Raw genomic sequence first — 24543 nt, forward strand, 5'->3', positions numbered from 1 at the left:
AGATTTTATGGACAAGGCCATTATTTTTGGTGTATATGATTTTGTCAGTTTTCAAATTTGCAAAACGTTACTTAATAAAGGAATAGAGGTTTATGGGGTCAATATTGAAGAGATGGATAAAATCCAATTTCTTGATGAAAAAAGATTTGAAGTTGGCAGAAATTCAAATTTTATTGAACATGGTCTACTGGATTGGGTGAAAAATCACGGTCAAGGAAATACGGACACCGTCCTTATTTATTCATTATTTGATTCCTTTATGCAATATAAGGATGATATTTATTTAGAGGAAAAGGTTACCGGGCCAATATTGAACTATATTGAGCGAAATAATTCCTGCACAGAATTTGTCTTTATTCTCCCAATTCAACTGTTGGGAGCTGATGGTGAAAACATGCACAGAGGCTTTTTGAATCAAGTAAAAGGATTGGTGAAAAAGACTCATTTCTTTTATTTACCTTCTATCTATGGTCCCTGGCAGACTGAAACTTTTATATTTCAACAAGTGATTATCTCAGACTTTCAAAGGAAACAAATTTCTAAATCGAATAGGGAATGGACAATAGATACAATTTTTGTGGAGGATGCAATCGATTCTATCTTTGAAATAATGGACATAAATGTGCAGGGAAGCTATGTATTAGAAAGTGGAAAGAAGAATTATTGGGATGCATGCGCGTCCTACTTAAAGATTGAACAGAATCTTATTCATTCAAACCGTATTGAACCTTTTGCAATAGATCCAACAGTTGTTAAAATCCCAATTAAAAAAGTCACCCCGATTTCCGAATCATTTTTGAAGCAAAAAAATCAAGCAGACCAGTTGTACGGAAGCCGTTAATATATGATAGTGTTCTATATATACAGAAAGTGGCAGTGTAGGAAATTTATCTTTTCATTTTATTATTCAAAGGGTAGAATAAAAGTTGAAAATTGAGGAATAACAGGTCCATTATTATATCTAGAAAGAAATGAGGTATAGAAATGGCAGCGGTATGAAGGAGATGCATTGAATGTTAAACCGTTTCGGGATCATTCTTTTATGTCTTTTTTTACTTGGGGCCTGCGGGGTAACAAAAAAGCCCTCAGGCAAATTACAAAATGTTGGCTTATTAGTGCCTGAAACGGTAAATGACCAAGTATGGGGAACAAAGGGCTTTAAAGGAATGCTAAAAATACAATCGAAATTCAATGTGGAAGTTTACTATAAAGAGGGTATGAATTCTGAATCGGTAGTTGAAAGGGCTGTAAAAGAGTTTGATCAAAAAGGGGTAAATCTTATTTTTGGTCATGGTTCAGAGTATGCTGAGTATTTTAATATGATTTCAAAGGATTATCCTAAAATTCACTTTGTCAGTTTTAATGGCGATGCTAAAAACGCTAACACTACCAGCTTGAATTTTAAAGCACACGCGATGGGCTTTTTTGGCGGTATGGTTGCTTCCCACATGTCAAAGGGACAGAAAGTAGGAGTGTTAGCTGCCTATGAATGGCAGCCAGAAATAGAAGGATTCTATCAAGGAGCATTGGCAGAAAATAAAAATGCCCAAGTAAGTATAGAATACGTAGGGAATTGGGATGATGAAAAAAAAGCTATACAATTAGTCGATCATATGATGGACAAAGGGGTCGATGTAATTTATCCTGCTGGGGATGGCTTCAATGTCCCTGTTATTGAAAGAGTCAAGGAACGAGGACTATATGTTATTGGTTATGTTTCTGACCAATCAGATTTGGGTGAATCAACGGTACTAACAAGCACGATTCAGCAGGTTGATAAATTATATGAGAAGGTTGCAGAACAATTTAATAACGGTAAATTAAATGAAGGAAACCTTTCCTTCGATTTTCAAGATAATGTCATAACTCTAGGGAAATATAGTCCCTTAGTGAGCAAGGAATTTATTAAGAAAATTAATAAGCAAATCCAAACATTTAAGCAAACTGGGAAGTTACCACAATAAAATAAATATTAAAGGGGATACATATGAACAACGAAGATAAGTCATTACAATTTATGATGATTGCTATGAAATATTTACCTGAAGCAAAGGAACAACTGGAAAAATCAGGAGTAGAATTATCGATGAACTTAATTGAACCGTTTATGAATTTATTTACAAAGGTTATGCAAGAAGCATATGACCTTGGCCGTGAAGAAGCTCTTAAGGAAGTAAATCAATAAATAAATAATTAAAATAAGCTGCCGTTAAAAAAGGCAGCTTATTTCTTTTTCCAAAATTGCTGGATAAACGGATAGAATTTTTGAAATAATGGCTTAAAGCCTTGGATAGATTCCCATAAAGTATCAATATTCATCATTAGTTGTTCATAGTCGATATCTGGTTGGTTTTGATGTGAATTTTGAGTATGCCGATTGCCAAATAGTTGGCTCCTTTCATGTTGAGGTCTTCTTGGTCCAAACATGAAACTGGTAAACCGATCATGATGCTTTTCAACCTCAGAGTTCATTGGCTGCTCTTCTAAAGTTGATTCCTCTTTTTCCCAATCTTCCATTACCTCTCACACTCCTTCAAAGAAAAATGTCTCTTACCTTTAGAATATGAACAAACTAACAAAAGGAATGTACTCTAGCGGATGGGTAAAAGTAAGTAACAGTTGCTTAAATAAGGTCTCATTTGATAAAATTAGTACCAAGTCATAATAATTGATATTAATCTTAGGTATAGAGAGCTTATAATATTAAAGGAGATGGAATGATGAAAGCTGGTATTGTTGGAATAGGAAGGTATTTACCTGAAAAAATTCTCACCAATCATGAGTTAGAAAAAATGATGGATACCTCTGATGAATGGATTCGAACTATGACAGGCATCGAAGAGCGAAGGATAGCATCAGACGATGTTAATACATCTGATATGGCACTGTCTGCTGCCCAAAAAGCAATTCAAAACGCAGGTATAAATCCAGAAGAAATTGATTTAATCTTGGTAGCAACAGTTACTCCAGATTCACCTTTTCCATCCGTTGCCTGCAGAATTCAGGAAAAATTAGGGGCCTATAAGGCAGCAGCAATGGATGTTAGTGCAGCATGTGCTGGGTTCATGTATGGAATTATCACTGGGAAACAGTTTATAGAAACAGGAGAATATAAACATGTACTTGTTGTAGGGGTTGAAAAGCTTTCTAAAATTACGGATTGGAGCGATCGAAATACCGCTGTTCTATTTGGGGACGGTGCCGGAGCAGTCGTACTTGGCCAAGTATCCGAAAATCGAGGAATCCTTTCATTTGAGCTTGGTGCAGATGGGACTGGGGCAAAGCATTTATTTCAAGATGAATATATCATTATGAATGGCCGTGAAGTTTTCAAATTTGCCGTTAGACAAATGGGAGAGAGCTGTATAAATGTTCTTGAAAAAGCAGGACTTACCAAGGATGATGTCGATTTCCTAATCCCACATCAAGCCAATATTCGGATCATGGAAGCATCGAGACAGCGTTTAGAGCTCCCAATTGAAAAAATGTCTAAAACAATTCATAAATATGGAAATACTTCTGCAGCATCAATACCCATTTCAATTGTAGAAGAATTAGAAGCAGGAAAGATTAAAGATGATGACCTCATAGTCATGGTTGGTTTTGGCGGGGGCTTGACTTGGGGAGCCATTGCAATCCGTTGGGGTAAATAAGAAGATTCTTTATATAAAAATAGGAAAAAGTTAACAGAGAAAAGGAGATGTACAAATGGAAAAGCGCAGGGTCGTAGTTACGGGCGTAGGAGCAGTGTCACCACTTGGAAATGATGCTGAAACAACTTGGAAAGGGATACTTGAAGGGAAATCAGGAATTGGTCCGCTGACAAGAGTAAATGCAGACGAGTATCCAGCGAAGGTTGCTGCTGAAGTAAAGGATTTTAATCCAGAAGTATTTATGGATAAAAAAGATGCAAGAAAAATGGATCGTTTTACGCAATTTGCAGTTGCAAGTGCAATAATGGCTGTAAAAGATGCTAATTTAACTATCAATGAAGAAAATTCTCACCGCGTGGGTGTATGGATTGGTTCTGGAATTGGTGGTATGGAAACCTTTGAACAGCAATTTGAAATTTTTCAAAAAAGGGGCTATAAACGTGTAAGTCCTTTCTTCGTACCAATGTTGATTCCAGATATGGCAACTGGCCAGGTTTCCATTACACTTGGTGCACGGGGATTTAACTCTTGTACGGTTACAGCCTGTGCAACCGGCACAAATTCAATTGGAGATGCCTTCAAGGTGATTCAGCGTGGTGATGCAGATGTTATGGTATCAGGCGGTGCAGAAGCGCCAATTACAAGAATGTCAGTTGCTGGGTTCTGTGCCAACACTGCCCTTTCCACAAACCCTGATCCAATGACAGCGAGCAGGCCTTTTGATAAAAATCGCGACGGCTTTGTAATTGGTGAAGGAGCAGGAATCATCGTCTTGGAAGAGTTAGAGCATGCATTGGCACGCGGAGCGAAAATTTATGCTGAAATCATTGGATACGGGGCAACAGGTGATGCCTATCATATTACTGCACCGGCACCAGGTGGTGAGGGCGGGGCCCGAGCAATGAAAATGGCGATTAGTGATGGAGGCTTAAAGCCAGAAGATATTGATTATATTAATGCTCACGGAACAAGTACAGAATACAATGATAAATTTGAAACACTTGCCGTTAAAGAAGTATTTGGCGAGCATGCCTATAAGCTTGCGATGAGTTCAACCAAATCCATGACTGGACATTTACTTGGCGCAGCAGGTGGTGTTGAAGCCATCTTTACTGTATTGGCAATCAGAGACAGGATGCTTCCACCGACAATGAATTATGTAACGCCAGATCCGGAATGTGATCTGGACTATGTTGTAAATGCGGCACGTCCAATGGAAATTAAAGCAGCCATGAGTAATTCATTAGGCTTTGGTGGTCATAACGCGACAATTGTCTTAAAAAAATACGAATAGTATATAAAAACTCGGTCAGGTTCTTACTGGCCGATTTTTTTTTGAATGGCTGTGTTAAAGGACATAGTTGATTTTTAACACCGTTAATTGGAGCGAAGTGCCTGGAGCGCAAATCAACAACCAAGTTTAACCGAGCATTTCGAAAAATTCTCTATCCTTCTTTACGAACCTATCCTTTTAACATTCATAAAATGATCAGAAGATATGTTGTCGAGGTGAGGAAAAAATGGGCATTATTCGAACGGATAAATGGTTAATGGATGATTTTGAACAGCCAGGTAAAATCTGTGAAAGATTGAAACCGAATTTTAACGGGCAGTCTGCTCCGGCAATATACCGCCAATTAATGAATTTTGGGATGTATAGTCCACAGGGAAGTTCAAAGAGAAATTTAAATCGAATGGTTGAACAGAAAGCGTGGGATCGTGTTGAACGGTTGTTTCAAAACTATAAGAATAAATGGTCTGGACCGGATGTACCTGTCTTTCTCTTTCCGATAGGCCAATCAGGAGGATTTTTTATACGGAAGGATGAAAGACAAAAGGGCGGGGTTTCATTCCCCGATAAAATGTTTCTGTTTCTTTCAGCTATTGAGGACCCTAAAGAATTAGAGGCACTTTTTGTCCATGAATACCATCATGTATGCCGCCTTCAAGCTCTAAACAAAAAAATGGAAGAATATACGCTGCTGGACTCAATTGTAATAGAGGGTCTGGCAGAATATGCCGTATTAAAAAATTGTGGAAAAGAATACCTGGCAAATTGGTGCAAAATGTATTCTGAAAAGGAATTATCTATATTTTGGGATAAATATATGAAAAAACAGTTAAGCTGTAAAAAAGATGAAAGGATCCATGACCTATTATTGTATGGAGGCGGGAGGATACCCAAGCTGCTTGGATATGCTGCAGGGTATAATATTGTTGGGGAATATTACAAAACACATCAATATTCTACAAAACTATCTTTTTCGGCCCCTTCATCAGGTTTTTTAAAGCAATAACCAGATAATTAGTAAAAAAAGCCTATAAAACTAGGGCTTTTTTTATTTTGATAAGTTGGAATATTAGCAATTTATTAAAAGAGTCTTGCAATTGTAACAATTCTGTAATAGAATTTTAGTTGAACACTTTAATTAACAGAATAATTAAAAAGTAAGAAGGTGTACTATGAGCACAAAAAAATCACTACTCAAAGAGGCACCATTGCTCGAAGTGAAAAATTTAGAAACTGCATTTGACATTGACGGAATCGATTATAATGCCGTTGATAATGTTTCCTTTAAAGTAAAGCCTGGTCAAATAGTCGGGGTCGTGGGTGAGTCTGGCTGTGGCAAATCTGTTATGAGTCTCTCAATCATGCAGCTTCTACCAAAAGGAAGCGGCAAGGTAAAATCCGGAGAAATTCTTTTTGACGGGTTTAATCTAGAAAAAATGACAGAATCCCAAATTAATAAAATCCGTGGAAAAGAAATTTCTATGATTTTCCAAGAACCTATGACCTCCCTTAATCCAGTGTTTACAATTGGATATCAACTTCAAGAAGTATTATTTAATCATACAAAGATTTCAAAACAGGAAGCGCGTTTAAAAGCTATCGCCCTATTAAAAAGTGTAGGGATATCCAGGCCCGAAAAAATTGTGGATGAATATCCCCATCAACTATCTGGCGGGATGAGACAGCGAGTCATGATTGCCATAGCCATCGCATGTCAGCCTAAATTATTAATCGCTGACGAACCAACAACGGCATTGGATGTGACTGTACAGGCTCAAATTCTAGAACTTTTAAAAGATATTCAAGCAGTTAATGATATGTCTGTCATTCTCATTACACATGATTTAGGTGTCGTAGCTGAAATGTGTGATGAAGTAATCGTTATGTATGCCGGGAAAATTGTTGAAAGAACAGATGTAGACACTTTGTTCTATAATCCGAAACATCCATATACAACACTCCTTTTAGGGGCCATTCCTAAAATGGAACAAGAGGAAGAGCGGCTAAGTTCCATACAAGGTATCGTTCCTTCCCTAACGAATATGCCCAAATCCGGATGTCGATTCGCGAATCGATGTCCAAAGGCCATGCCTGAATGCCTTACCATAACCCCAAAGCTTGCAGAAGCCGATCAAGGTCATGAAGTGGCCTGTCTCCTTTTTGAAACTAGTAAACCAAGAGAAGGAGTGAGGTAATGAGTACTGTTACCATACATAAAAATGATGAAAAACAATCCTCTCAACCTGAAAATCTATTAGAAATTCAAAATTTAAAAACATATTACCCTGTAAAAGGTGGATTTTTTAAACGTACAATTGGCCATGTGAAAGCGGTAGATAATATATCATTTGAAATAAAAAGAGGGGAAACACTTGGATTAGTTGGGGAATCCGGGTGCGGCAAATCAACAGCAGGGCGGACAATACTGCGCCTTTTAAAACCTACGGAAGGCCGTATTCTGTTTGAAGGAAAAAATATCACTCGAATTTCTGGTAAATCTCTTCGTGATATTAGGCAGGACATGCAGATGGTGTTCCAGGATCCGTATGCATCTCTAAATCCAATGCAGATGGTTGGGGACATTATAGCAGAGCCTATTTATAACTTTTCAAAGAAAAGCAGGGATGAATTAAAACAGGATGTTATGGATCTATTGGAAAAGGTAGGTCTCCCACCAGATGCCTATTTTAAATATGCTCATGAATTCTCCGGAGGACAACGTCAAAGAATTGGTATTGCACGTGCACTTGCATTAAGGCCAAAGTTGATTATAGCCGATGAACCTGTTTCTGCCCTAGATGTTTCAGTACAATCACAGGTTTTAAATCTATTAAAAGACTTACAGGAAGAATTTGAGTTAACTTTCCTCTTTATTGCACATGATTTAAGTGTTGTTAAGCATATGAGCGACCGAATTGGGGTTATGTATTTAGGCAACATGATGGAGATCGCTGAGAAAAATAGTCTTTACGCTGAGCCGCTGCACCCTTATACTCAGGCTTTAATTTCAGCAATTCCATCTCCTGACCCAAGACAAAAGAAGGAGAGGATTATTTTAAAAGGTGATGTCCCAAGTCCTATCAATCCTCCATCCGGATGTCCATTCCATCCTCGTTGTCCAATGGCAATGGAAGAATGCTCTAAACAAAAACCTGTATTAAAGGAGGTGAAGCCCTCTCATCGAGTAGCGTGCCACCTTTACTAGACTAAAAAAATAAAAAATCTTATAGGGGGGAAACAAATGAAGAAGAGAAGTATGCTTATGCTGGCGGCCCTAATGCTTGTCCTATCAGCATTTTTAGCGGCTTGCAGCGGTGGTGAAAAGGCAGGAACGAAAAAGAATGAAAATGAGGGCAAGACGGGGGAAACAGCAGATAAACCACAGGACGGCGGTACACTCGTGTATGCCTTGGATTCAGCTCCTGAAGGTAAATTCAACTATGCTTTTTACGGAATTCAAACTGATGCAAATGTAATTGATTTCTTTGATGAGAACCTTATTGATTATGATGCACAATTAAAGGCACAGCCGCATATTGCCTCATGGAAAACAACAGACAATAAAGTCTTTGATTTTGAAATCAAAAAAGGCGTTAAATGGCATAACGGAGACGAATTATCAGTAAAAGACTGGGAATTCGCTTTAAAAGTAATTGCTGACAAGGATTATGAGGGACCACGTTTTGATAACGTAAGAAATATTGTTGGCGCTCAAGATTACCATGATGGAAAAGCAAAAGAAATTTCAGGTATTAAAGTAATTGATGATTACCATATTCAAATTACTTTTGATAAAGCTCGTGTTAATAACCTGGATAACCTTTGGACATATCCAATGAATCGTACTGAATTTAAAGGTATGGCTGTAAAAGATATGGTAGGATCTGAACAGGTTCGTACAAAACCTGTTGGATTAGGTCCATTTAAAGTAACAAAAGTTGTACCTGGCGAATCAATTGAAATGGAACGTTTTGACGATTATTTCGGTGGAAAGCCTCATATTGAAAAGGTTGTTATTAAGGTAATTGACCCATCACTTTCAGTGGGCGAACTTAAAAACGGAACTCTTGACATGACTGCGTTCCATCCAAGTATCATAGATCAAGTTAAGGCACTTGATAATGTAAATACAATCACATATCCGGGCGTAAGTTATTATTATGTTGGTTTCAGATTAGGAACATGGGATGGCGAGAAAAACGTCATGAATGAGCCAAAGTATCAAGATAAGAAGCTTCGTGAAGCAATGTACTATGCGATTAACCGTGATGAATGGGTAAAAGCGTTCTTCTTTGGAGTTGGAAAGCCAGTTAACCGTCCAATTCCAACAAACCACTGGATTGCAGCAGATAATAAAGAATTAGAGCAATACAAGTACGATCCTAAGAAAGCAAAAGAATTATTAGATGAAGCAGGCTATAAAGATGTTGACGGAGATGGCTTCCGTGAAGATCCGCAAGGTAAAAAGTTTGTTGTTAACTTCAGCCACTATGCAACACAAAACCCAACATTCGAATCACGTGCAAAAGCATTAACTCAATATTGGGAAGCAGTTGGCTTGAAAACAAAACTTACAATGACGGATGTAAATCTATATTACGATATGCTTGAAAAAGCGGACAAATCAATGGAAGTATTCTTTGGCGGCTGGTCAACAGGTTCCGATCCAGATCCAACTCCACTATGGGGTTCTAAAGCACTTTGGAACTATCCACGATGGGTAAATGCGGATAGTGATAAATTGCTTGACCAAGCACTAGATATCAATGTTGTCGGAACAGATTCAAATAAGCGTAAAGATCTTTATGTACAATGGCAAAAGCTGTTTATGAAAGATCTGCCTGTATTGCCAATTGCTGAACTTGAAGAAACAATGGCAGTAAACAAGCGCGTTAATGGTGTGAAATTCGACGTATCAGGTATGAACCGTCCAAATGAATGGTGGATTAAGCAATAATTAGAGTGACCAAGAAATATAGTCTCTTTTAAGTGCTTAATTTTTAAAACTCTATCTTAATAATCGAATGGGAGGAGTTCACTTCTCCCATTCGAACAAGATAGGGTTTATAACTGCTAAGGTTCATCAAAGCTTAAAGACAAGGAGAATGCACATGTTAAAATATGCATTTCGCAGAATATTGGGTATGGTTCCAATGCTGCTCCTTACCTCCATCATTGTTTTTTCCTTGGCAAAGTTAATGCCGGGGGATTCACTAAGTGGAGAAATCGATCCAAGAAATACAAATCCACAGTATATTGCGGAAATGCGTGAAAAGCTAGGCTATAACGACCCTATGCCACAGCAATATTTTCGTTGGGTTAGTAATTTTATCGAAGGAGATTTTGGAAAATCAACCCGATTTAAGATTGAAGTAGCTGATGTTATTGGAGAACGATTACCTAATACGATACTATTAGGATTCACATCTATCTTAATTACTTATTTACTTGCTTTTATGATGGGTTCATATGCAGGAAGAAAACCATATACGCTTGGGGATAATCTAATTGGCGGGATAAACTATCTAGGTTTGTCCATACCATCATTTATTGCAGGGGTTTTTGCTATTTATTTCTTTTCATTTAAACTAGGCTGGTTTCCTTCAAATGGATCTGTTGATATCGGTGTTACCGAAGGTACATTTGATTGGTGGTTAAGCCGCTTGCACCATGTATTATTACCTGCTTTTGTCCTGGGATTTTTAAATATTGCCAGTTATACACAATTTTTGCGAAACGATATTATTGAAAATAGTCGAAAGGACTATGTCCGTACGGCAAGAGCGAAAGGTACACCTGAAAGTAAAATTTATAATGTACACATACTTAGAAATTCCATAATTCCGCTTATAACCTATTTAGGATTCGATATAGTTGCTATTATCAGCGGTGCCATTATCACTGAAACTATTTTTACATATCCTGGCCTTGGACAATTATTTTTACAATCCGTCGGGGTGAGGGATTATCCTGTTTTATTGACGTTGACAATGATGTTCTCCTTCTTAACACTATTCGGCAATTTAATCGCTGATATTTTATATGGTGTTGTAGATCCGAGAATCAGATTAGATTAGGGGGAGAAATGATGGAAATAGTTACACAAAACGAAACAAATGTTACCCATGTCCCCCAGAAAAAAAGTTTATCTCCATTAGCAATTGCCAGGAAAAAATTTACCAAGAACAGATTAGCGATGACCAGCCTCATCTTTTTAGCACTTGTTGCGATTATTTCCTGTCTTGCCCCGTATATTACAACAGCTGACATTACGAAAATAAATATTGGTGAAATGGGATTAGAACCTTCTAGTAAGCATTGGTTAGGAACGGATAAAGCTGGACGGGATGTTTTTACAAGGTTACTTTACGGCGGCCGGATCTCACTGTTAGTTGGAATTAGTTGTACATTTTTTGTCATATTTATTGGTATCTTAATTGGTTCTATTGCCGGTTATTTTGGGGGAAGAGCAGATAGTTTGTTAATGAGATTTACCGATTTAATTTTAAACTTTCCTTTTCTTGTTTTTGTTATCGTTTTAAATGCCATTCTTTTTGGTAAAGTATCTGGACTTTGGGTATTAATTGGAGTAATCAGCCTTCTTTACTGGGGGGGAATTGCCCGGGTTGTCCGCAGTAAAATTCTTGCTGAAAAGGAAAATGAGTACATTATCGCGGCAATATCTATTGGCTGTTCACCAGCGAAAATCATCGTTAAACATCTTCTGCCCAACGTACTATCAACCATTATTGTGCAAGCAACGATTACGTTTGCAACAATGATTGTAGTTGAATCGGCATTAAGTTACTTAGGATTTGGGGTGCCGCAAGAGGTGCCAAGCTGGGGAAATATGCTGAATTCAGCAAATGAACCTGATGTACTACAATATAAGCTGTGGATTTGGGTACCACCTGCATTGATTATTACTTTAACCATTCTTTCGATTAACTTTATCGGAGAGGGTTTAAAAGATGCCTTTAATCCAAAATCAAGAAGATAAAATCTACCATCCATTTATGGTAGATTTTTTATTTTGTACTAAACATATTTGCCGTTTCATATATCTTAAGTAAAATTTAGGACATGTTCAATTTCCTCTAAAGGAATAATTTAACTTAGGTCTGCCCATACTGATTGACAAACAGTTTCTTGAAGTGAGGGGTTGTATAATGTTATATCTTCATGATGTTTGGGTAAATTGGTTTGAAGGTGAAGAAAACGGTTATAATGTTTGTCACTTTCATGAATGGCGAAAAGATGACGGAGTGGAACTGCTGGACCAGGTTCCGCTGTTAAAGGTCGAGCCGATTCTATTTAACTATATCGAAAATGACTTGTCAGAGTTACCTCAACAACTTCTAGATGATATTTATCAAAAAGCATACTTAAGGAAAAATCATGAAAGAGTCCAGTTGGATTATTGCTTTGTTATTACCGATGGGACGGGGATATTGGCAGTTGATACAATTGGCTATAATATTCCGATCAGGAAAAGCAGACTAATCCCAAGACAGGAACAGCTTGTTTATGAAATGATAGGGACACATGATGCCCAAAAATATCATTTTTATCAACAGCCAAAAACAAAGGATTTTCATATTCTCTCTCCTGAACCAGAACTGATGACAGGGTTAACTCGGAAAGAGCGACAACTTAAACAGCTGTTGTTTATGGCACTTGATCAGCTGCTCTCTTCAAATAATGAAGCTGAAATTCGCTATTGGTTTACAGAGTGGTGCCCAGAACAGTATTCCACCATTCAAGAGTTAAATTTTGAAGAAGCTTGGGAACAGTTATTTGTAGAAGCAAAATACGGATGGTCAAAAAAGCACGAGACATTCTGTGAAAATTTAATTAAAGGACAGCCATTTTTTGAAAAACTATGGGAAATGGAGCATGGTCCAAAAGTAAACTAAAAGCCTGACCCAAAAGGTATGCTGCACATATCTTTTGCGGATCAGGCTTTTACTTTTTAAAATTCAAGGAAGCATAAATTTTGACTTCGAGAATTGTCCAGCGCCTAGCCACTCGAGGTTTCTTGTCGGGGCTGACCAAGGCGCTTATGCTTTTCCTATTTCCTTTTTCTTCCTAACCCCATCGCACGTTCCATTTTCTTTAATGTTTTTGTAGCGACTCGGTTTGCTTTTTCGGCACCGCGGTCTAAAATGTCATCAAGTTCACTTGATTCCAATAAATTGTAGTATTTTTCTTGAATCGGTTTAAAGAAGTTAACGACTACTTCAGCTAATTCGCCTTTAAAATCCCCATATCCTTTGCCATGGTACAATGCTTCAAGCTCTGGAATAGATTTTCCTCCCAGGATTGAGTATATGGATAAAAGATTAGATATGCCAGGTTTAGTTTCTCTATCGAATTTTACGATTCCTTCTGAATCGGTAACGGAGCTTTTAATTTTTTTCTCCATTTGTTTCGGATCATCTAAAAGTGTAATGGATGCTTTTTGATTTGGATCAGATTTACTCATTTTTTTGGTTGGTTCTTGAAGTGACATGATTCGTGCTCCAACCTTTGGAATACTGATTTCGGGAATAGTAAGAATGTCATTATACTTTTTATTAAATCTTTCTGCTAAATCCCTTGTTAATTCCAAATGCTGTTTTTGATCTTCCCCAACAGGAACAAGGTCTGTGTTATACAATAAAATATCAGCTGCCATAAGTGGCGGGTAGGTTAACAAACTGGCGGAAACAGCTTCTTTCCCTGCAGATTTATCTTTAAATTGAGTCATTCTTTCTAATTCTCCGATATAGGCGACACACTGCATTAACCAACCTGCCTGTGCATGTGCCGGAACCTCGGATTGAATAAACAAAGTGGCTTTGTCAGGATCAATCCCAACAGCCAGATATAATGCTGCTAAGCTTCGGATATTTTTACGCAGTGTTGCCGGATCCTGGGGAACAGTGATAGCATGCTGGTCAACAATGCAAAAAAAGCAATTGAAATCGTTTTGCAATTCCACGAATTGCTTCAAAGCCCCAATATAGTTCCCAAGTGTAATCGTTCCACTTGGTTGAATGCCTGAAAAAATTGTCTTCATTTTATTTCCTCCTAAAAATATAAATAAAAAACCATTCATCCTCTAAAAACAATAGGGACGAATGGTTTCGCGGTACCACCCTAAATTACTCAAAATGAGTCACTCAGTTCCAAAATCAAAAAAATGAATTGATTAGGATTCCTTTTTAACGTAAGGAAAACGTCTAGTCCTACTAATAGTTCCAATAGTGGAAAGGTTCAGAAAGAAGCTCCAAAGTCCATTCAGTATTTCATTCGCGTTTGTTTCCACCAGCCACAAACTCTCTTTATCGAAAAATAATACTTACTACTCTTTATCATCGCTTTTTTAACACTATGCATTTACAAACATTATAAATGAATTGCATATTTATTTTCAAGTCAGTAAAAAATAATAGGCGAAGAGGGCAAGCAGCATTAATACACCGTTCACAAGACCATTAAAAAGCAACGGTTTTTGATTAAATGTTATAAGTTCTGATAATCCCGGGATATCATTAAACTGTTTATGCTTATGTCCCCTTGAAAATGCAAGAGTAAAGGACCTTGAAATGACATCATAAAAACCGCTATGAATTGTATATAGAAGTAATGCGGTTAAAAGAAAAGCAGCGCAGATGTAAAAAGATATATTGATATAGCTTAATAAAGAAATTTCATGGTTGAAAATAAGGGACAGGGAAAAAATGGCAATTTGTGTAAACGCTACCATAATTAATTTTTTTCTGAGTCTCAATTTCACAAGCAAACCTCCAAAACATTGATTTATTAAGGAAAATATAGAATTATTATAGCCGAAAATGGCTACAAAAATAAAGTATACCACAGGTTCTTGTAATGTTTGCGTAAAGATTGTATCTAATCTGTAAATTAATTTTCAAAAAATAATGTACAATTGGTTGAAAATATGTATAATAGAGAATGTAGTAATTTTTCAGAATAATAGAAAAGGGAGGTCTACTAGTGAAGAAATCAAAACTTTCACTACTATTAGTACTATCACTAGTTCTTAGCATGTTCCTAGCAGCTTGCTCTGGCGGTAAGGACACAGGCAAAGAAACGGACAAGAACAAGGGCACAGATAAAGGTGCTGCAACTGAACAATTAGCAGATACACAAGAACTAAATGTTTTAGAATCTGCTGAAATTCCATCATTAGATAGTGTTATGAACCAAGACGTACTTGGTGGTACAATTTTGGGAGCTATTAACGAAGGTTTATACCGTTTAGATCCAGATCAAAAAGTTATTCCTGGTGTTGCAGACGGTATGCCAACTTATAATGATGATAAGACTGTTTTAACAATCAAATTGAAAAAAGATGCTAAATGGTCAAACGGAGACCCTGTAACTGCAGATGACTTCGTATTTGCATGGCAGCGTGCAATTGATCCAAAAACTGCTTCTCCATACGGTCCATACTTCATGATGGGCAAAATCAAAAACGCAACTGAAATTACTGAAGGTAAAGCTAAGCTTGAAGACCTTGGTATTAAAGCGATTGACCCTAATACTTTAGAAATCACTTTAACAGGTCCAATTCCTTACATCGAGTCTTACCTAACATTCTCATTGTTCTATCCGCAAAACAAAAAGTTCGTTACTGAAAAAGGCGCAGACTTTGCAAAAGATGCTGCTAACCTAGTTTACAACGGACCATTCAAAATGACTAAGTGGGATGGCCCTACTGCAACTGAATGGACAGTTGAAAAGAACGAAACTTATTGGGATGCTAAAAACGTAACTTTAACTAAAATCAACTTTAACGTTTCAAAAGATGGTCAGGCTTCTGCTAACGCATTCACTGCAGGCGAAACTGATATCACACCAAAGCTTTCACAAGCTGCAATTCTTTCACAATTTGAAGGAACAAAAGACTTATTACGTTACCAAGAGCCATCTATCTGGTGGTTAAAAATGAACGAAAAGATTCCTGCTTTGAAAAACAAAAACATCCGTAAAGCGATCGCTTTGTCTGTTGACAAAAAAGCTTTAGTTGACGATGTATTAGCAAACGGCTCTGTCGCTGCTGATTACTTAGTACCAAAAGGCTTTGCATTCTTAGATGGTAAAGACTTCCGCGATACAGCTGGACAATGGTCTAAGACTAACAAAGAAGAAGCTAAGAAGTTATGGGAAAAAGGATTACAAGAACTTGGAACTAAAGAAGTTTCATTAGTATATGTTGGTCAAGATACTGAAGCAGCTAAAACTACTGATGCTTTCATTAAAGACCAATTAGAGAAGAATCTTCCTGGATTAAAACTTACTATTGAAAGCGTACCTTTCAAAATCCGTATTGCACGTGAAGACAAAGAAGATTATGGTTTATTAATGGGTGGTTGGGGTCCTGACTACGCTGACCCAATGACTTACATGGATCTTTGGGTAACAGGCGGCGGTCAAAACCACATGGATTACGGCAACAAAGAATTTGATAAATTAATCGATTCTGCTAATAAAGAATTAGCTCTTAAGCCACAAGAGCGCTGGAAAGCTCTACAAGATGCTGAAAAAATCTTGTTAGAAGATGATGCAGCGATTGCACCATTATACCAACGTTCAGCTAACCTATTAGTTAATCAAAAGGTTACCGGTTTTGCTCACCATGCATTTGGTGCAGAATATAGTTACCAGTGGATCAAAATCCTTAAAAAGTAACTATAACTAATCAAATAGAAAGAGAGTATATTGCAAAAATATACTCTCTTTTTACCTGTGTCAGAATTGTCGAAAAACGTCGAATATTTCACTAATTAGGAGGTGTAGGCATGGCGAAATATTTATTGCAACGCGTTCTCTATATGTTAATTACACTTTTCATTGTTGCATCCGTTACCTTTTTCCTCATGAAGTTAATTCCTGGAAGTCCCTTTAATAACTTTGAAAAGCTCACGGAGGTCCAACGCAATATTTTACTTGATAAGTACAATTTAAATGACCCTGTGCCTGTTCAATATTTACACTATATGGAGAATATGGTGAAGGGGGATTTGGGGATATCCTTCCAATTTGATAATACCCCTGTTACAACGCTTCTTTCAAACCGAATAGGTCCTTCCGCTACACTTGGGTTCGAAGCGATGCTTTTCGGCTCAATTATTGGTATTTTTCTTGGAGTTATTGCTGCATTGAAGCAAAACACCTGGATTGATTATGGATCAACATTTTTGGCTGTTGTTGGTAAGTCTGTACCTTCATTCATTTTTGCTGGATTGCTTCAGTATTACGTAGCTGTTAAATTGGGATGGCTGCCAGTAATGTTCTGGAGGGGACCGGAATACACGATCCTTCCAACGATCGCATTAGCGATGTTCCCAATTTCTATCGCAGCTCGATTCATGCGAACGGAAATGATTGAGGTATTAGGATCGGATTATATTACCCTTGCGAAGGCAAAAGGGGCCAGCTTCTGGCAAATTAGCATTAAGCATGCATTAAGAAATGCCTTAATTCCAGTAGTTACGGTACTCGGGCCTTTAGCAGTCAGCTTAATGACAGGGTCATTAGTTATTGAGCGGATTTTTGCAATTCCTGGACTTGGTGAGCAATTTGTTAAATCCATCAGTGTCAACGACTATCCTGTTATCATGGGAACAAATATTTTATTTGCTGTATTGTTCGTCGTTATTATATTAGTTGTTGATATTCTTTACGGAATCATCGACCCACGTATCCGTATTTCGGGGGGGAAAACTAAATGATCAACAAAGAAACTTTAATTTCTAAAGATATGTTTGCACCCGCCCATGTTGATCCGTCTAAAAGTGAAAAAATTGCAAAGCCAAGCCTTAACTTTTGGCAGGATGCATGGCTTCGGGTTCGAAAAAATAAAGGGGCCGTTTTTAGTCTTGTTGTGCTTGTCATTTTAATTGTTATGTCATTTGTTGGTCCTATGATTACACCGTATTCATATGACACGCAAACAACAAAGCATAATAACCTGCCGCCACGGATTCAAGGGCTTGAGAATGTCCATTGGCTTCCTTTTGATGGAACCTTAACAAGAAGAGATGGTACGGAATATAACGCCTATGAAGTACGTAAAGTAGATGCCTATTATTGGTTTGGGACTGATAACTTGGGACGTGACCTTTTTGCCCGTGTTTGGAAGGGTACACAGGTGTCATTATTTATTGCTTTCATGGCAGCGTTAATTGACATGTTAATTGGTGTTTCATACGGTGCAATATCAGGCTATATAGGTGGCAAATTGGATAGTTTTATGCAACGGGTCATCGAGGTAATTGTAGGTATTCCAAACTTAATTGTCGTAGTGTTAATGATTCTTGTCCTTAAACCAGGGATAATTCCAATTATTATTGCCCTGACTATTACGGGATGGACTAGTATGGCTCGTGTTGTACGTGCGCAAGTATTAAAATTTAAGGGCCAGGAATTTGTCTTGGCTGCTAAAACATTAGGGGCTTCAAATGGCTCGATCATATTCAAGCATATGATTCCGAATATGTTTGGCGTAATTATTATTAATACTATGTTTTCAATCCCGAATGCTATTTTCTTCGAGGCATTCCTAAGCTTTATTGGTTTGGGACTTCAAGAGCCTAGTGCTTCATTGGGAACATTAGTTAATGATGGATTTAAAGCAATGATTGCGTTTCCATATCAAATGATTATTCCGTCCGTTATGATTGCATTAATAATGGTATGCTTTAACCTAGTAGCAGATGGTTTACGTGATGCACTAGATCCAAAAATGCGTGATTAGAAGGCAGGTGAATGGTAGTGGAGAAAGTTTTACAAGTAAAAGACTTAAATATATCGTTTCATACTTTTTCAGGTGAAGTAAAAGCGATTCGCGGAGTTAACTTTGAATTATTTAAAGGAGAAACGTTGGCTATTGTGGGTGAATCAGGTTCTGGTAAATCCGTAACAACGAAATCCATTATGCGTTTACTTCCTGAGCATAATTCAGAAATTAAAAGCGGCCAAATCCTTTTCGACGGAAAGGATTTGACCAAATTAAAAGATAAAGATATGCAAAAAATCCGCGGTAAAGATATCTCGATGATTTTCCAGGATCCAATGACATCATTGAATCCAACTATGAAAATTGCTAACCAAATTATGGAACCACTAATTAAGCATCAAAACATGAGCAGGCATGCTGCGAAGGAAAGAGCAGTAGAGTTATTAAAACTTGTTGGGATTCCGAAGCCTGAGATTCGTGTGAATCAATATCCTCACCAATTCTCAGGTGGTATGAGACAAAGGGTAGTTATCGCTATTGCATTGGCATGTAATCCGAAAATTCTTATTGCCGATGAACCGACAACAGCACTGGATGTAACTATTCAAGCACAAATTCTTGAGCTCATGAAGGATTTGCAGAAAAAAATTGATACATCGATTATTTTCATTACTCATGATCTGGGTGTTGTTGCCAATGTAGCCGATCGGGTTGCAGTTATGTATGGTGGGAAAATCGTTGAAATTGGGACTGCTGATGAGATTTTCTACAATCCGCAGCATCCGTATACTTGGGGATTGATCAGTTCTATGCCTGACATGGAAACAAATGATGAGGAGTTATTCTCTATTCCTGGTACTCCTCCTGATCTGTTAGATCCTCCAAAGGGTGATGCCTTTGCGCCGCGTAATCCTTACGTGATGAAGATTGACTTAGAGCAGGAGCCGCCGTTCTTCAAGGTTTCCGATACACATTATGCCGCAACATGGTTACTACATCCGGATGCACCGAAGGTAGAACCACCTGATGCAGTAAAAAGACGCCAAAATCAATATGTTGGTGTAGGTGTTGGGGCAGGAAGTCCATTCCCTGGAAATAAGGAGGGAAAATAAATGACAGAACGGAAAAAATTATTAGAGATTAAAGGTTTAAAGCAATATTTCAATGAAGGCAAAGCTAATGAAGTAAAAGCAGTAGATAATGTATCCTTTGAGATATTCAAAGGTGAAGTTATGGGACTGGTTGGGGAATCGGGCTGCGGAAAGTCGACAACAGGTCGTACAATTATTCGTTTGTATGATGCCACTGGCGGAGAAGTTTTGTATGACGGCGTAGATGTTCATGGCAGAAAATCTAAAAAGCAATTAAAAGAGTTTAACCGTAAAATGCAAATGATTTTCCAAGATCCATATGCATCTTTAAACCCAAGATTAAAAATTGCCGATGTTATTGCTGAGGGCATCGATATTCATGGATTAGCAAAATCTAATGAAGACCGAATGAACCAGGTTTATGAACTCCTTGAAACAGTTGGATTAAATAGGGAGCACGCAAACCGTTATCCGCATGAATTTTCTGGTGGTCAGCGTCAGCGTATTGGAATTGCTCGTGCCCTAGCTGTTCAACCTGAGTTTATTATTGCGGATGAGCCTATTTCAGCATTGGACGTATCTATCCAGGCTCAAGTTGTTAATCTCATGAAAAAGCTGCAAAAAGAAAAAGAATTAACATACCTTTTCATTGCGCATGACCTTTCCATGGTAAAATACATTAGTGATCGAATCGGTGTTATGTATTTTGGAAGAATGGTTGAGCTTGCAACTGCGGATGAACTATACAGAAACCCACTTCATCCGTACACACAATCACTATTATCGGCAATTCCAGCACCGGATCCAATCAGTGAACGTACTCGTAAACGTAAAACTTATGATCCTGCAAGTCATAATTACCAGGACAATGAACCGGTCGAATTTAGAGAAGTTACCCCTGGGCACTTTGTTCTTTGTTCTGAAAGAGAATTTAAACAATTTCAAGCACAGAGTAAACATTAAAAAAAAAACGATCTCGAGTTTGAGATCGTTTTTTCTTACTTATGCTTACGCTTTTCTATTACCACCGACATTTTTCCATCCAGTTTGATATTTAGCACCCTGATCGGTAAATTCAGTGCGGCGTTTTCCTCCAAAGACCTTTTCTCCAAAACTGTTTGTTATGACACCCATAAGGGCTGTAATCCCAATAATTAATAAAGCGACAATCGTTAAATCAGTTATGTAAGCACCCATAGAAATACCCTCCAATTTTTGCAATACAAAACTAAAATCCCTCCATTTCTATTTTAAAAGAAGTTGCTACTTAAGGGAAGAGGAAAATAAACACACACTTCTTAAAGATCAACGTTAAAATGTATGCGTTTTCATTTCGGGTTTATAATTGAGAATGAGCATTTCGCTTTTTCTTGTAATTCATAAGGGGGGATGAATTTTTTTGAAAATTTCTATTAAGCCCACATATAAGAGGAGATTAAATACGACTTTATTGATGTAAAAATGATTCGGTAAAAAAATTCTAACAGATATATGTAAATATTTTTGAAACCTTTAGTCTAAATATTCGTCTAATAAGATAGAAACGATATTTTTCTTAGTTTTTAGGCGCTTAACATTTTTTGAAAAAGGGATATCCTTTTTAGAAACAGTGGTGTATAATAAATGATATAAATTCCTTATTTATAATAATTTTAATTATTTATCCCTGTTTTTCCTTTTATACTTTTAATTTATCTAATTTCGTTTTAATAAATATGAATCGTAAATTAAAGAGGAGTGTGAAGAACAAATGGTAACATTATACACTTCACCAAGTTGTACATCATGTCGTAAAGCTAAATCATGGCTAGAAGAGCATGAGATTCCATACAAAGAGAGAAATATCTTTTCGGAACCATTATCAATGGAAGAAATAAAGGAAATTCTTCGGATGACTGAGGATGGAACAGATGAAATCATATCCACGAGGTCAAAGACTTTCCAAAAATTAGACGTAAACCTAGATAATATGCCACTTCAAGATTTATTTCAATTAATTAAAGAAAATCCAGGTCTCCTAAGACGTCCCATTATCATAGACGAAAAACGTTTACAGGTTGGTTATAATGAAGATGAAATTAGACGTTTCTTGCCTAGAAGAGTGAGGACTTATCAATTGCGAGAAGCTCAACGGATGGTTAATTAAATATGTAGACCTTCATTGACTGGAGGTCTTTTTTGTATCTCTAATGTTTGTTATTTTGGTTAATTTTTGTTATAATTTAAGGAATATACTTATAAGAAAATTCCTTAATTTATTAGGCTTTTAATGGATTTTTTGATTTTGGATTTTTTTATTTCCCTTATTAGTATTTATGTCATAAAATGAAAGCACAAGAGTATTTACATTTTGTAGAAAATAAATTTGAATAAACCTTTTTATTTGAGTAAATGCTATATGGCATTATCTGCTGGGGGTATTTAGTCCCTTCAATATCGACAAAGGAAGGGAGAGATTATGTTGGAGATTGAACGTATTAACGAAAATACAGTCAAATTTTATATTTCCTATGGTGACATAGAAGAAAGAGGATTTGATCGCGAAGAAATCTGGTACAATCGCGAACGAAGCGAAGAACTCTTTTGGGAAATGATGGATGAAGTTCATGATGAAGAGGAGTTTGTCGTCGAAGGCCCGCTTTGGATTCAAGTTCAAGCTCTTGATAAGGGATTAGAGGTTCTTGTAACAAAAGCCCAGCTTTCAAAAGATGGCCAAAAGTTTGAGCTCCCTATTCCTTCTGATAAATTAAAGGATTTGCAAGTAGACGATAAGATTGAAGATATCTTAGATCAACACTTCAGTCCAAATCAAAGTGACGAAGATGAGTTATTACTCGAAGAAGAAACATTGGAGTTCATTCTTGCCTTTAAAGACTTTGAAGATGTAATAATGTTATCAAAACGCTCAGGTTTAGACAATTTAGTAACCCAGCTATATCATTTTGAAGGGAAATACTATTTATATACTGAATTTCCGGAAGATTTATTTGAAGAAGATGAAATCGATGACCTATTAAGTCTATTGCTTGAGTATGGTTATGAAACACAACTTACGATTCATCGGATTCAAGAATACGGCAAAGAAATAATTTCTGAAAATGTTTTTGGAACATTAAGGAAACATTTTAGCTAGACATGTACCGATTTCAGTATTGAAATCGGTATTTTAGTATGAATGAAATTTGTAGCTTCTGGCAGGTGAGTACATTGAAAAACACTGTAAGGGTTGTTTGCTTTCTTTTAGTTCTAACCATACTTTTGTTTTTCTTTAAGGATCGATTGGAAAGTGGGATTCTAGGACTCTTAAGCGTTTTAATATCGCTGTCAGTCATTTTTATTGGATTCGTCATCTTTTTAGAAAACCGTCACCCAACCCAAACCATTACATGGCTCGTTGTTTTAGGAAGCTTTCCGCTTGTCGGGTTTATTTTTTATCTTCTATTTGGACGTAATTATCGCAAAGAGAAGATGTTTCGAAAAAAGTATTTTCTCGATAAACAAGCTTTTTTAACGGTTGAAGGGGAAAATGATCCAAGAAGTGAAGAAAAACTAAATCTTTTGGGAGAACATCAGGGGAAATTATTTACTTTAGCTCAAAAATTAGGTAATAGCCCAATTTCGTTTGATACTTCTACAAAAATATTAACCAATGGTGAAGAAACGTTTCTTCATATCATGGAACAATTAAAAAAGGCTAAGCATCATATTCATTTGGAATACTATATTGTTCGCCACGATCGGATTGGTCAGGAAATTAAAGATATCTTAATTGAAAAAGCTCAGCAGGGGGTAAAAGTTCGATTTCTATTTGATGCAGTTGGTTCCTGGCAGCTTTCTAAGGCATATATAAATGATTTAAAAAATGCCGGTATAGAAACAGTAACCTTTGGACCTGTTAAACTCCCCTTTTTAAATAATAAATTTAATTTCCGTAATCATCGAAAAATCATTGTTATTGATGGGACAATCGGGTTTGTTGGCGGATTGAATATCGGGGATGAGTATTTAGGAAGAGACAAAGATATAGGCTTTTGGCGTGATACACACTTAATGCTGAAAGGGGAAGCCGTTCGAACCCTGCAATTAATCTTTCTTCAGGATTGGTATTACATGACCAATCATAGTTTTTTAACCGCTGAATACTTATCGCCACAACTTGATTTTAAAAGTCACGGTGGTGTTCAGCTGATTGCAGGCGGTCCTGATAATGAGTGGAGTGTTATAAAAAATATCTTTTTTTCCATGATTGCATCTGCCAAAAAGTCTGTTTGGATTGCTTCGCCTTATTTTATTCCAGATGAGGATATCTTTTCAGCCATAAAAGTAGCAGCGCTTAGTGGAATTGATGTTAGGCTACTCGTACCCAATCGGCCTGATAAACGAATAGTGTTTCACGCCTCTAGATCCTATTTTCCTGAACTTTTAGAAGCTGGCGTAAAGGTATACGAGTATGAAAGAGGCTTTATGCATAGTAAAATCGTGATTGTGGATGACGAACTGGCATCTATTGGCACATCTAATATGGATATGAGAAGCTTTCATTTAAATTTCGAAGTCAATGCTTTCTTATTTAGGACAAATAGCACCCAAAAGCTTGTGGATGAATATTTAAATGATCTAAAGCATGCTAAGCAGCTTGAATTACAAACCTTTCAACAGCGGCATATTGGATTTAGATTGCTAGAATCGACTGCGCGTTTGCTTTCGCCGCTCTTATAAGGATAAGAAACTCGTCGAATGGCGGGTTTTATTTTTTTG

General features: G+C 37.0%; 24 protein-coding genes and 1 other annotated feature. Of the genes, 20 read left to right on the top strand and 4 right to left on the bottom strand.

Annotated elements, in window-relative coordinates:
- Positions 1-7 precede the first annotated feature (7 nt).
- From AC59HZ_RS05745 to AC59HZ_RS05755, 3 genes are all read left to right on the top strand, one after another.
- Positions 8-841, top strand: coding sequence for a hypothetical protein (locus AC59HZ_RS05745; RefSeq protein WP_496544906.1), 834 nt, complete (start codon positions 8-10; stop codon positions 839-841).
- A gap of 172 nt (positions 842-1013) precedes the next feature.
- Complete coding sequence (locus tag AC59HZ_RS05750; protein WP_496544907.1) at positions 1014-1964, top strand: BMP family ABC transporter substrate-binding protein; 951 nt, start codon at positions 1014-1016, stop codon at positions 1962-1964.
- Positions 1965-1987: 23 nt separating this feature from the next.
- Entirely contained in the window at positions 1988-2185 is a 198-nt protein-coding gene (locus AC59HZ_RS05755) for a ComZ family protein (protein ID WP_496544908.1), read from the top strand.
- A 38-nt stretch (positions 2186-2223) separates the two neighbouring features.
- Here AC59HZ_RS05755 and AC59HZ_RS05760 read toward each other — a convergent pair whose 3' ends face one another.
- Positions 2224-2517 carry a hypothetical protein gene (locus AC59HZ_RS05760; RefSeq protein WP_496544909.1) on the bottom strand — a complete coding sequence of 98 codons (294 nt, stop codon included), beginning with the start codon at positions 2515-2517 and terminating at the stop codon, positions 2224-2226.
- A 203-nt stretch (positions 2518-2720) separates the two neighbouring features.
- On the opposite strand from AC59HZ_RS05760, the gene AC59HZ_RS05765 reads away from it, so the two are divergent.
- The 9 genes from AC59HZ_RS05765 (at position 2721) to AC59HZ_RS05805 (ending at position 12860) form a co-directional block, all read left to right on the top strand.
- Positions 2721-3653, top strand: a complete 933-nt coding sequence (locus tag AC59HZ_RS05765) for a beta-ketoacyl-ACP synthase III (protein WP_496545343.1) — start codon at positions 2721-2723, stop codon at positions 3651-3653.
- Between the two features lie 55 nt (positions 3654-3708).
- Positions 3709-4947 (top strand): beta-ketoacyl-ACP synthase II, encoded by a 1239-nt coding sequence (gene fabF, locus AC59HZ_RS05770; RefSeq protein WP_496544910.1) that lies wholly within the window; start codon positions 3709-3711, stop codon positions 4945-4947.
- 226 nt (positions 4948-5173) lie between these two features.
- Entirely contained in the window at positions 5174-5950 is a 777-nt protein-coding gene (locus AC59HZ_RS05775) for a DUF2268 domain-containing putative Zn-dependent protease (protein WP_496544911.1), read from the top strand.
- 166 nt (positions 5951-6116) lie between these two features.
- Positions 6117-7139, top strand: coding sequence for an ABC transporter ATP-binding protein (locus tag AC59HZ_RS05780; protein ID WP_496544912.1), 1023 nt, complete (start codon positions 6117-6119; stop codon positions 7137-7139).
- The gene (locus AC59HZ_RS05785; RefSeq protein ID WP_496544913.1) at positions 7139-8149 is read left to right on the top strand and encodes an ABC transporter ATP-binding protein; all 1011 of its coding nucleotides are present in this window, start codon (positions 7139-7141) and stop codon (positions 8147-8149) included. The genes AC59HZ_RS05780 and AC59HZ_RS05785 overlap by 1 nt, the downstream gene beginning before the upstream one ends.
- A gap of 36 nt (positions 8150-8185) precedes the next feature.
- Positions 8186-9901, top strand: coding sequence for an oligopeptide ABC transporter substrate-binding protein (gene opp4A / locus AC59HZ_RS05790; protein ID WP_496544914.1), 1716 nt, complete (start codon positions 8186-8188; stop codon positions 9899-9901).
- A gap of 154 nt (positions 9902-10055) precedes the next feature.
- Positions 10056-11021, top strand: coding sequence for an oligopeptide ABC transporter permease (gene opp4B / locus AC59HZ_RS05795; RefSeq protein ID WP_496544915.1), 966 nt, complete (start codon positions 10056-10058; stop codon positions 11019-11021).
- Positions 11022-11032: 11 nt separating this feature from the next.
- On the top strand, positions 11033-11944 hold the full coding sequence (gene opp4C / locus AC59HZ_RS05800) for an oligopeptide ABC transporter permease (protein WP_496545344.1): 912 nt from the start codon (positions 11033-11035) through the stop codon (positions 11942-11944).
- 169 nt (positions 11945-12113) lie between these two features.
- On the top strand, positions 12114-12860 hold the full coding sequence (locus tag AC59HZ_RS05805) for a YjbA family protein (protein ID WP_496544916.1): 747 nt from the start codon (positions 12114-12116) through the stop codon (positions 12858-12860).
- Between the two features lie 155 nt (positions 12861-13015).
- Here AC59HZ_RS05805 and trpS read toward each other — a convergent pair whose 3' ends face one another.
- Together trpS and AC59HZ_RS05815 are read right to left on the bottom strand one after the other, a co-directional pair.
- Positions 13016-14005, bottom strand: a complete 990-nt coding sequence (trpS, locus tag AC59HZ_RS05810; protein ID WP_496544917.1) for a tryptophan--tRNA ligase — start codon at positions 14003-14005, stop codon at positions 13016-13018.
- 50 nt (positions 14006-14055) lie between these two features.
- Positions 14056-14313, bottom strand: a binding site (T-box leader).
- Between the two features lie 46 nt (positions 14314-14359).
- Positions 14360-14725: a hypothetical protein gene (locus AC59HZ_RS05815; RefSeq protein WP_496544918.1), complete on the bottom strand. Its 366-nt coding sequence runs from the start codon at positions 14723-14725 to the stop codon at positions 14360-14362.
- Between the two features lie 221 nt (positions 14726-14946).
- On the opposite strand from AC59HZ_RS05815, the gene AC59HZ_RS05820 reads away from it, so the two are divergent.
- The 5 genes from AC59HZ_RS05820 (at position 14947) to AC59HZ_RS05840 (ending at position 20748) form a co-directional block, all read left to right on the top strand.
- Positions 14947-16644 (top strand): peptide ABC transporter substrate-binding protein, encoded by a 1698-nt coding sequence (locus AC59HZ_RS05820; RefSeq protein WP_496544919.1) that lies wholly within the window; start codon positions 14947-14949, stop codon positions 16642-16644.
- 110 nt (positions 16645-16754) lie between these two features.
- Positions 16755-17687 (top strand): oligopeptide ABC transporter permease, encoded by a 933-nt coding sequence (opp3b, locus tag AC59HZ_RS05825; RefSeq protein ID WP_496544920.1) that lies wholly within the window; start codon positions 16755-16757, stop codon positions 17685-17687.
- Complete coding sequence (opp3C, locus tag AC59HZ_RS05830; protein WP_496544921.1) at positions 17684-18712, top strand: oligopeptide ABC transporter permease; 1029 nt, start codon at positions 17684-17686, stop codon at positions 18710-18712. The genes opp3b and opp3C overlap by 4 nt, the downstream gene beginning before the upstream one ends.
- A gap of 17 nt (positions 18713-18729) precedes the next feature.
- Positions 18730-19806 carry an ABC transporter ATP-binding protein gene (locus tag AC59HZ_RS05835; protein ID WP_496545345.1) on the top strand — a complete coding sequence of 359 codons (1077 nt, stop codon included), beginning with the start codon at positions 18730-18732 and terminating at the stop codon, positions 19804-19806.
- Positions 19807-20748 (top strand): ABC transporter ATP-binding protein, encoded by a 942-nt coding sequence (locus AC59HZ_RS05840; protein ID WP_496544922.1) that lies wholly within the window; start codon positions 19807-19809, stop codon positions 20746-20748.
- Between the two features lie 45 nt (positions 20749-20793).
- Here AC59HZ_RS05840 and AC59HZ_RS05845 read toward each other — a convergent pair whose 3' ends face one another.
- The gene (locus tag AC59HZ_RS05845) at positions 20794-20982 is read right to left on the bottom strand and encodes a hypothetical protein (protein ID WP_335715479.1); all 189 of its coding nucleotides are present in this window, start codon (positions 20980-20982) and stop codon (positions 20794-20796) included.
- A 553-nt stretch (positions 20983-21535) separates the two neighbouring features.
- On the opposite strand from AC59HZ_RS05845, the gene spxA reads away from it, so the two are divergent.
- The 3 genes from spxA to cls all read left to right on the top strand — a co-directional run bounded on the left by spxA (position 21536) and on the right by cls (position 24504).
- Positions 21536-21931, top strand: a complete 396-nt coding sequence (gene spxA, locus AC59HZ_RS05850) for a transcriptional regulator SpxA (RefSeq protein ID WP_430064930.1) — start codon at positions 21536-21538, stop codon at positions 21929-21931.
- Positions 21932-22246: 315 nt separating this feature from the next.
- Positions 22247-22918 (top strand): adaptor protein MecA, encoded by a 672-nt coding sequence (gene mecA / locus AC59HZ_RS05855; protein ID WP_496545346.1) that lies wholly within the window; start codon positions 22247-22249, stop codon positions 22916-22918.
- Positions 22919-22992: 74 nt separating this feature from the next.
- Positions 22993-24504 carry a cardiolipin synthase gene (gene cls, locus AC59HZ_RS05860; RefSeq protein ID WP_496545347.1) on the top strand — a complete coding sequence of 504 codons (1512 nt, stop codon included), beginning with the start codon at positions 22993-22995 and terminating at the stop codon, positions 24502-24504.
- Positions 24505-24543 lie beyond the last annotated feature (39 nt).

This window comes from Neobacillus sp. DZ-9 (genome assembly GCF_059587065.1).

Coding starts and splice junctions, on each gene's coding strand:
- AC59HZ_RS05745 (WP_496544906.1), top strand. CDS start 8: ATGGACAAGGCCATTATTTTTGGTGTATATGATTTTGTCAGTTTTCAA.
- AC59HZ_RS05750 (WP_496544907.1), top strand. CDS start 1,014: ATGTTAAACCGTTTCGGGATCATTCTTTTATGTCTTTTTTTACTTGGG.
- AC59HZ_RS05755 (WP_496544908.1), top strand. CDS start 1,988: ATGAACAACGAAGATAAGTCATTACAATTTATGATGATTGCTATGAAA.
- AC59HZ_RS05760 (WP_496544909.1), bottom strand. CDS start 2,517: ATGGAAGATTGGGAAAAAGAGGAATCAACTTTAGAAGAGCAGCCAATG.
- AC59HZ_RS05765 (WP_496545343.1), top strand. CDS start 2,721: ATGAAAGCTGGTATTGTTGGAATAGGAAGGTATTTACCTGAAAAAATT.
- fabF (WP_496544910.1), top strand. CDS start 3,709: ATGGAAAAGCGCAGGGTCGTAGTTACGGGCGTAGGAGCAGTGTCACCA.
- AC59HZ_RS05775 (WP_496544911.1), top strand. CDS start 5,174: ATGGGCATTATTCGAACGGATAAATGGTTAATGGATGATTTTGAACAG.
- AC59HZ_RS05780 (WP_496544912.1), top strand. CDS start 6,117: ATGAGCACAAAAAAATCACTACTCAAAGAGGCACCATTGCTCGAAGTG.
- AC59HZ_RS05785 (WP_496544913.1), top strand. CDS start 7,139: ATGAGTACTGTTACCATACATAAAAATGATGAAAAACAATCCTCTCAA.
- opp4A (WP_496544914.1), top strand. CDS start 8,186: ATGAAGAAGAGAAGTATGCTTATGCTGGCGGCCCTAATGCTTGTCCTA.
- opp4B (WP_496544915.1), top strand. CDS start 10,056: ATGTTAAAATATGCATTTCGCAGAATATTGGGTATGGTTCCAATGCTG.
- opp4C (WP_496545344.1), top strand. CDS start 11,033: ATGGAAATAGTTACACAAAACGAAACAAATGTTACCCATGTCCCCCAG.
- AC59HZ_RS05805 (WP_496544916.1), top strand. CDS start 12,114: ATGTTATATCTTCATGATGTTTGGGTAAATTGGTTTGAAGGTGAAGAA.
- trpS (WP_496544917.1), bottom strand. CDS start 14,005: ATGAAGACAATTTTTTCAGGCATTCAACCAAGTGGAACGATTACACTT.
- opp3b (WP_496544920.1), top strand. CDS start 16,755: ATGGCGAAATATTTATTGCAACGCGTTCTCTATATGTTAATTACACTT.
- opp3C (WP_496544921.1), top strand. CDS start 17,684: ATGATCAACAAAGAAACTTTAATTTCTAAAGATATGTTTGCACCCGCC.
- AC59HZ_RS05840 (WP_496544922.1), top strand. CDS start 19,807: ATGACAGAACGGAAAAAATTATTAGAGATTAAAGGTTTAAAGCAATAT.
- AC59HZ_RS05845 (WP_335715479.1), bottom strand. CDS start 20,982: ATGGGTGCTTACATAACTGATTTAACGATTGTCGCTTTATTAATTATT.
- spxA (WP_430064930.1), top strand. CDS start 21,536: ATGGTAACATTATACACTTCACCAAGTTGTACATCATGTCGTAAAGCT.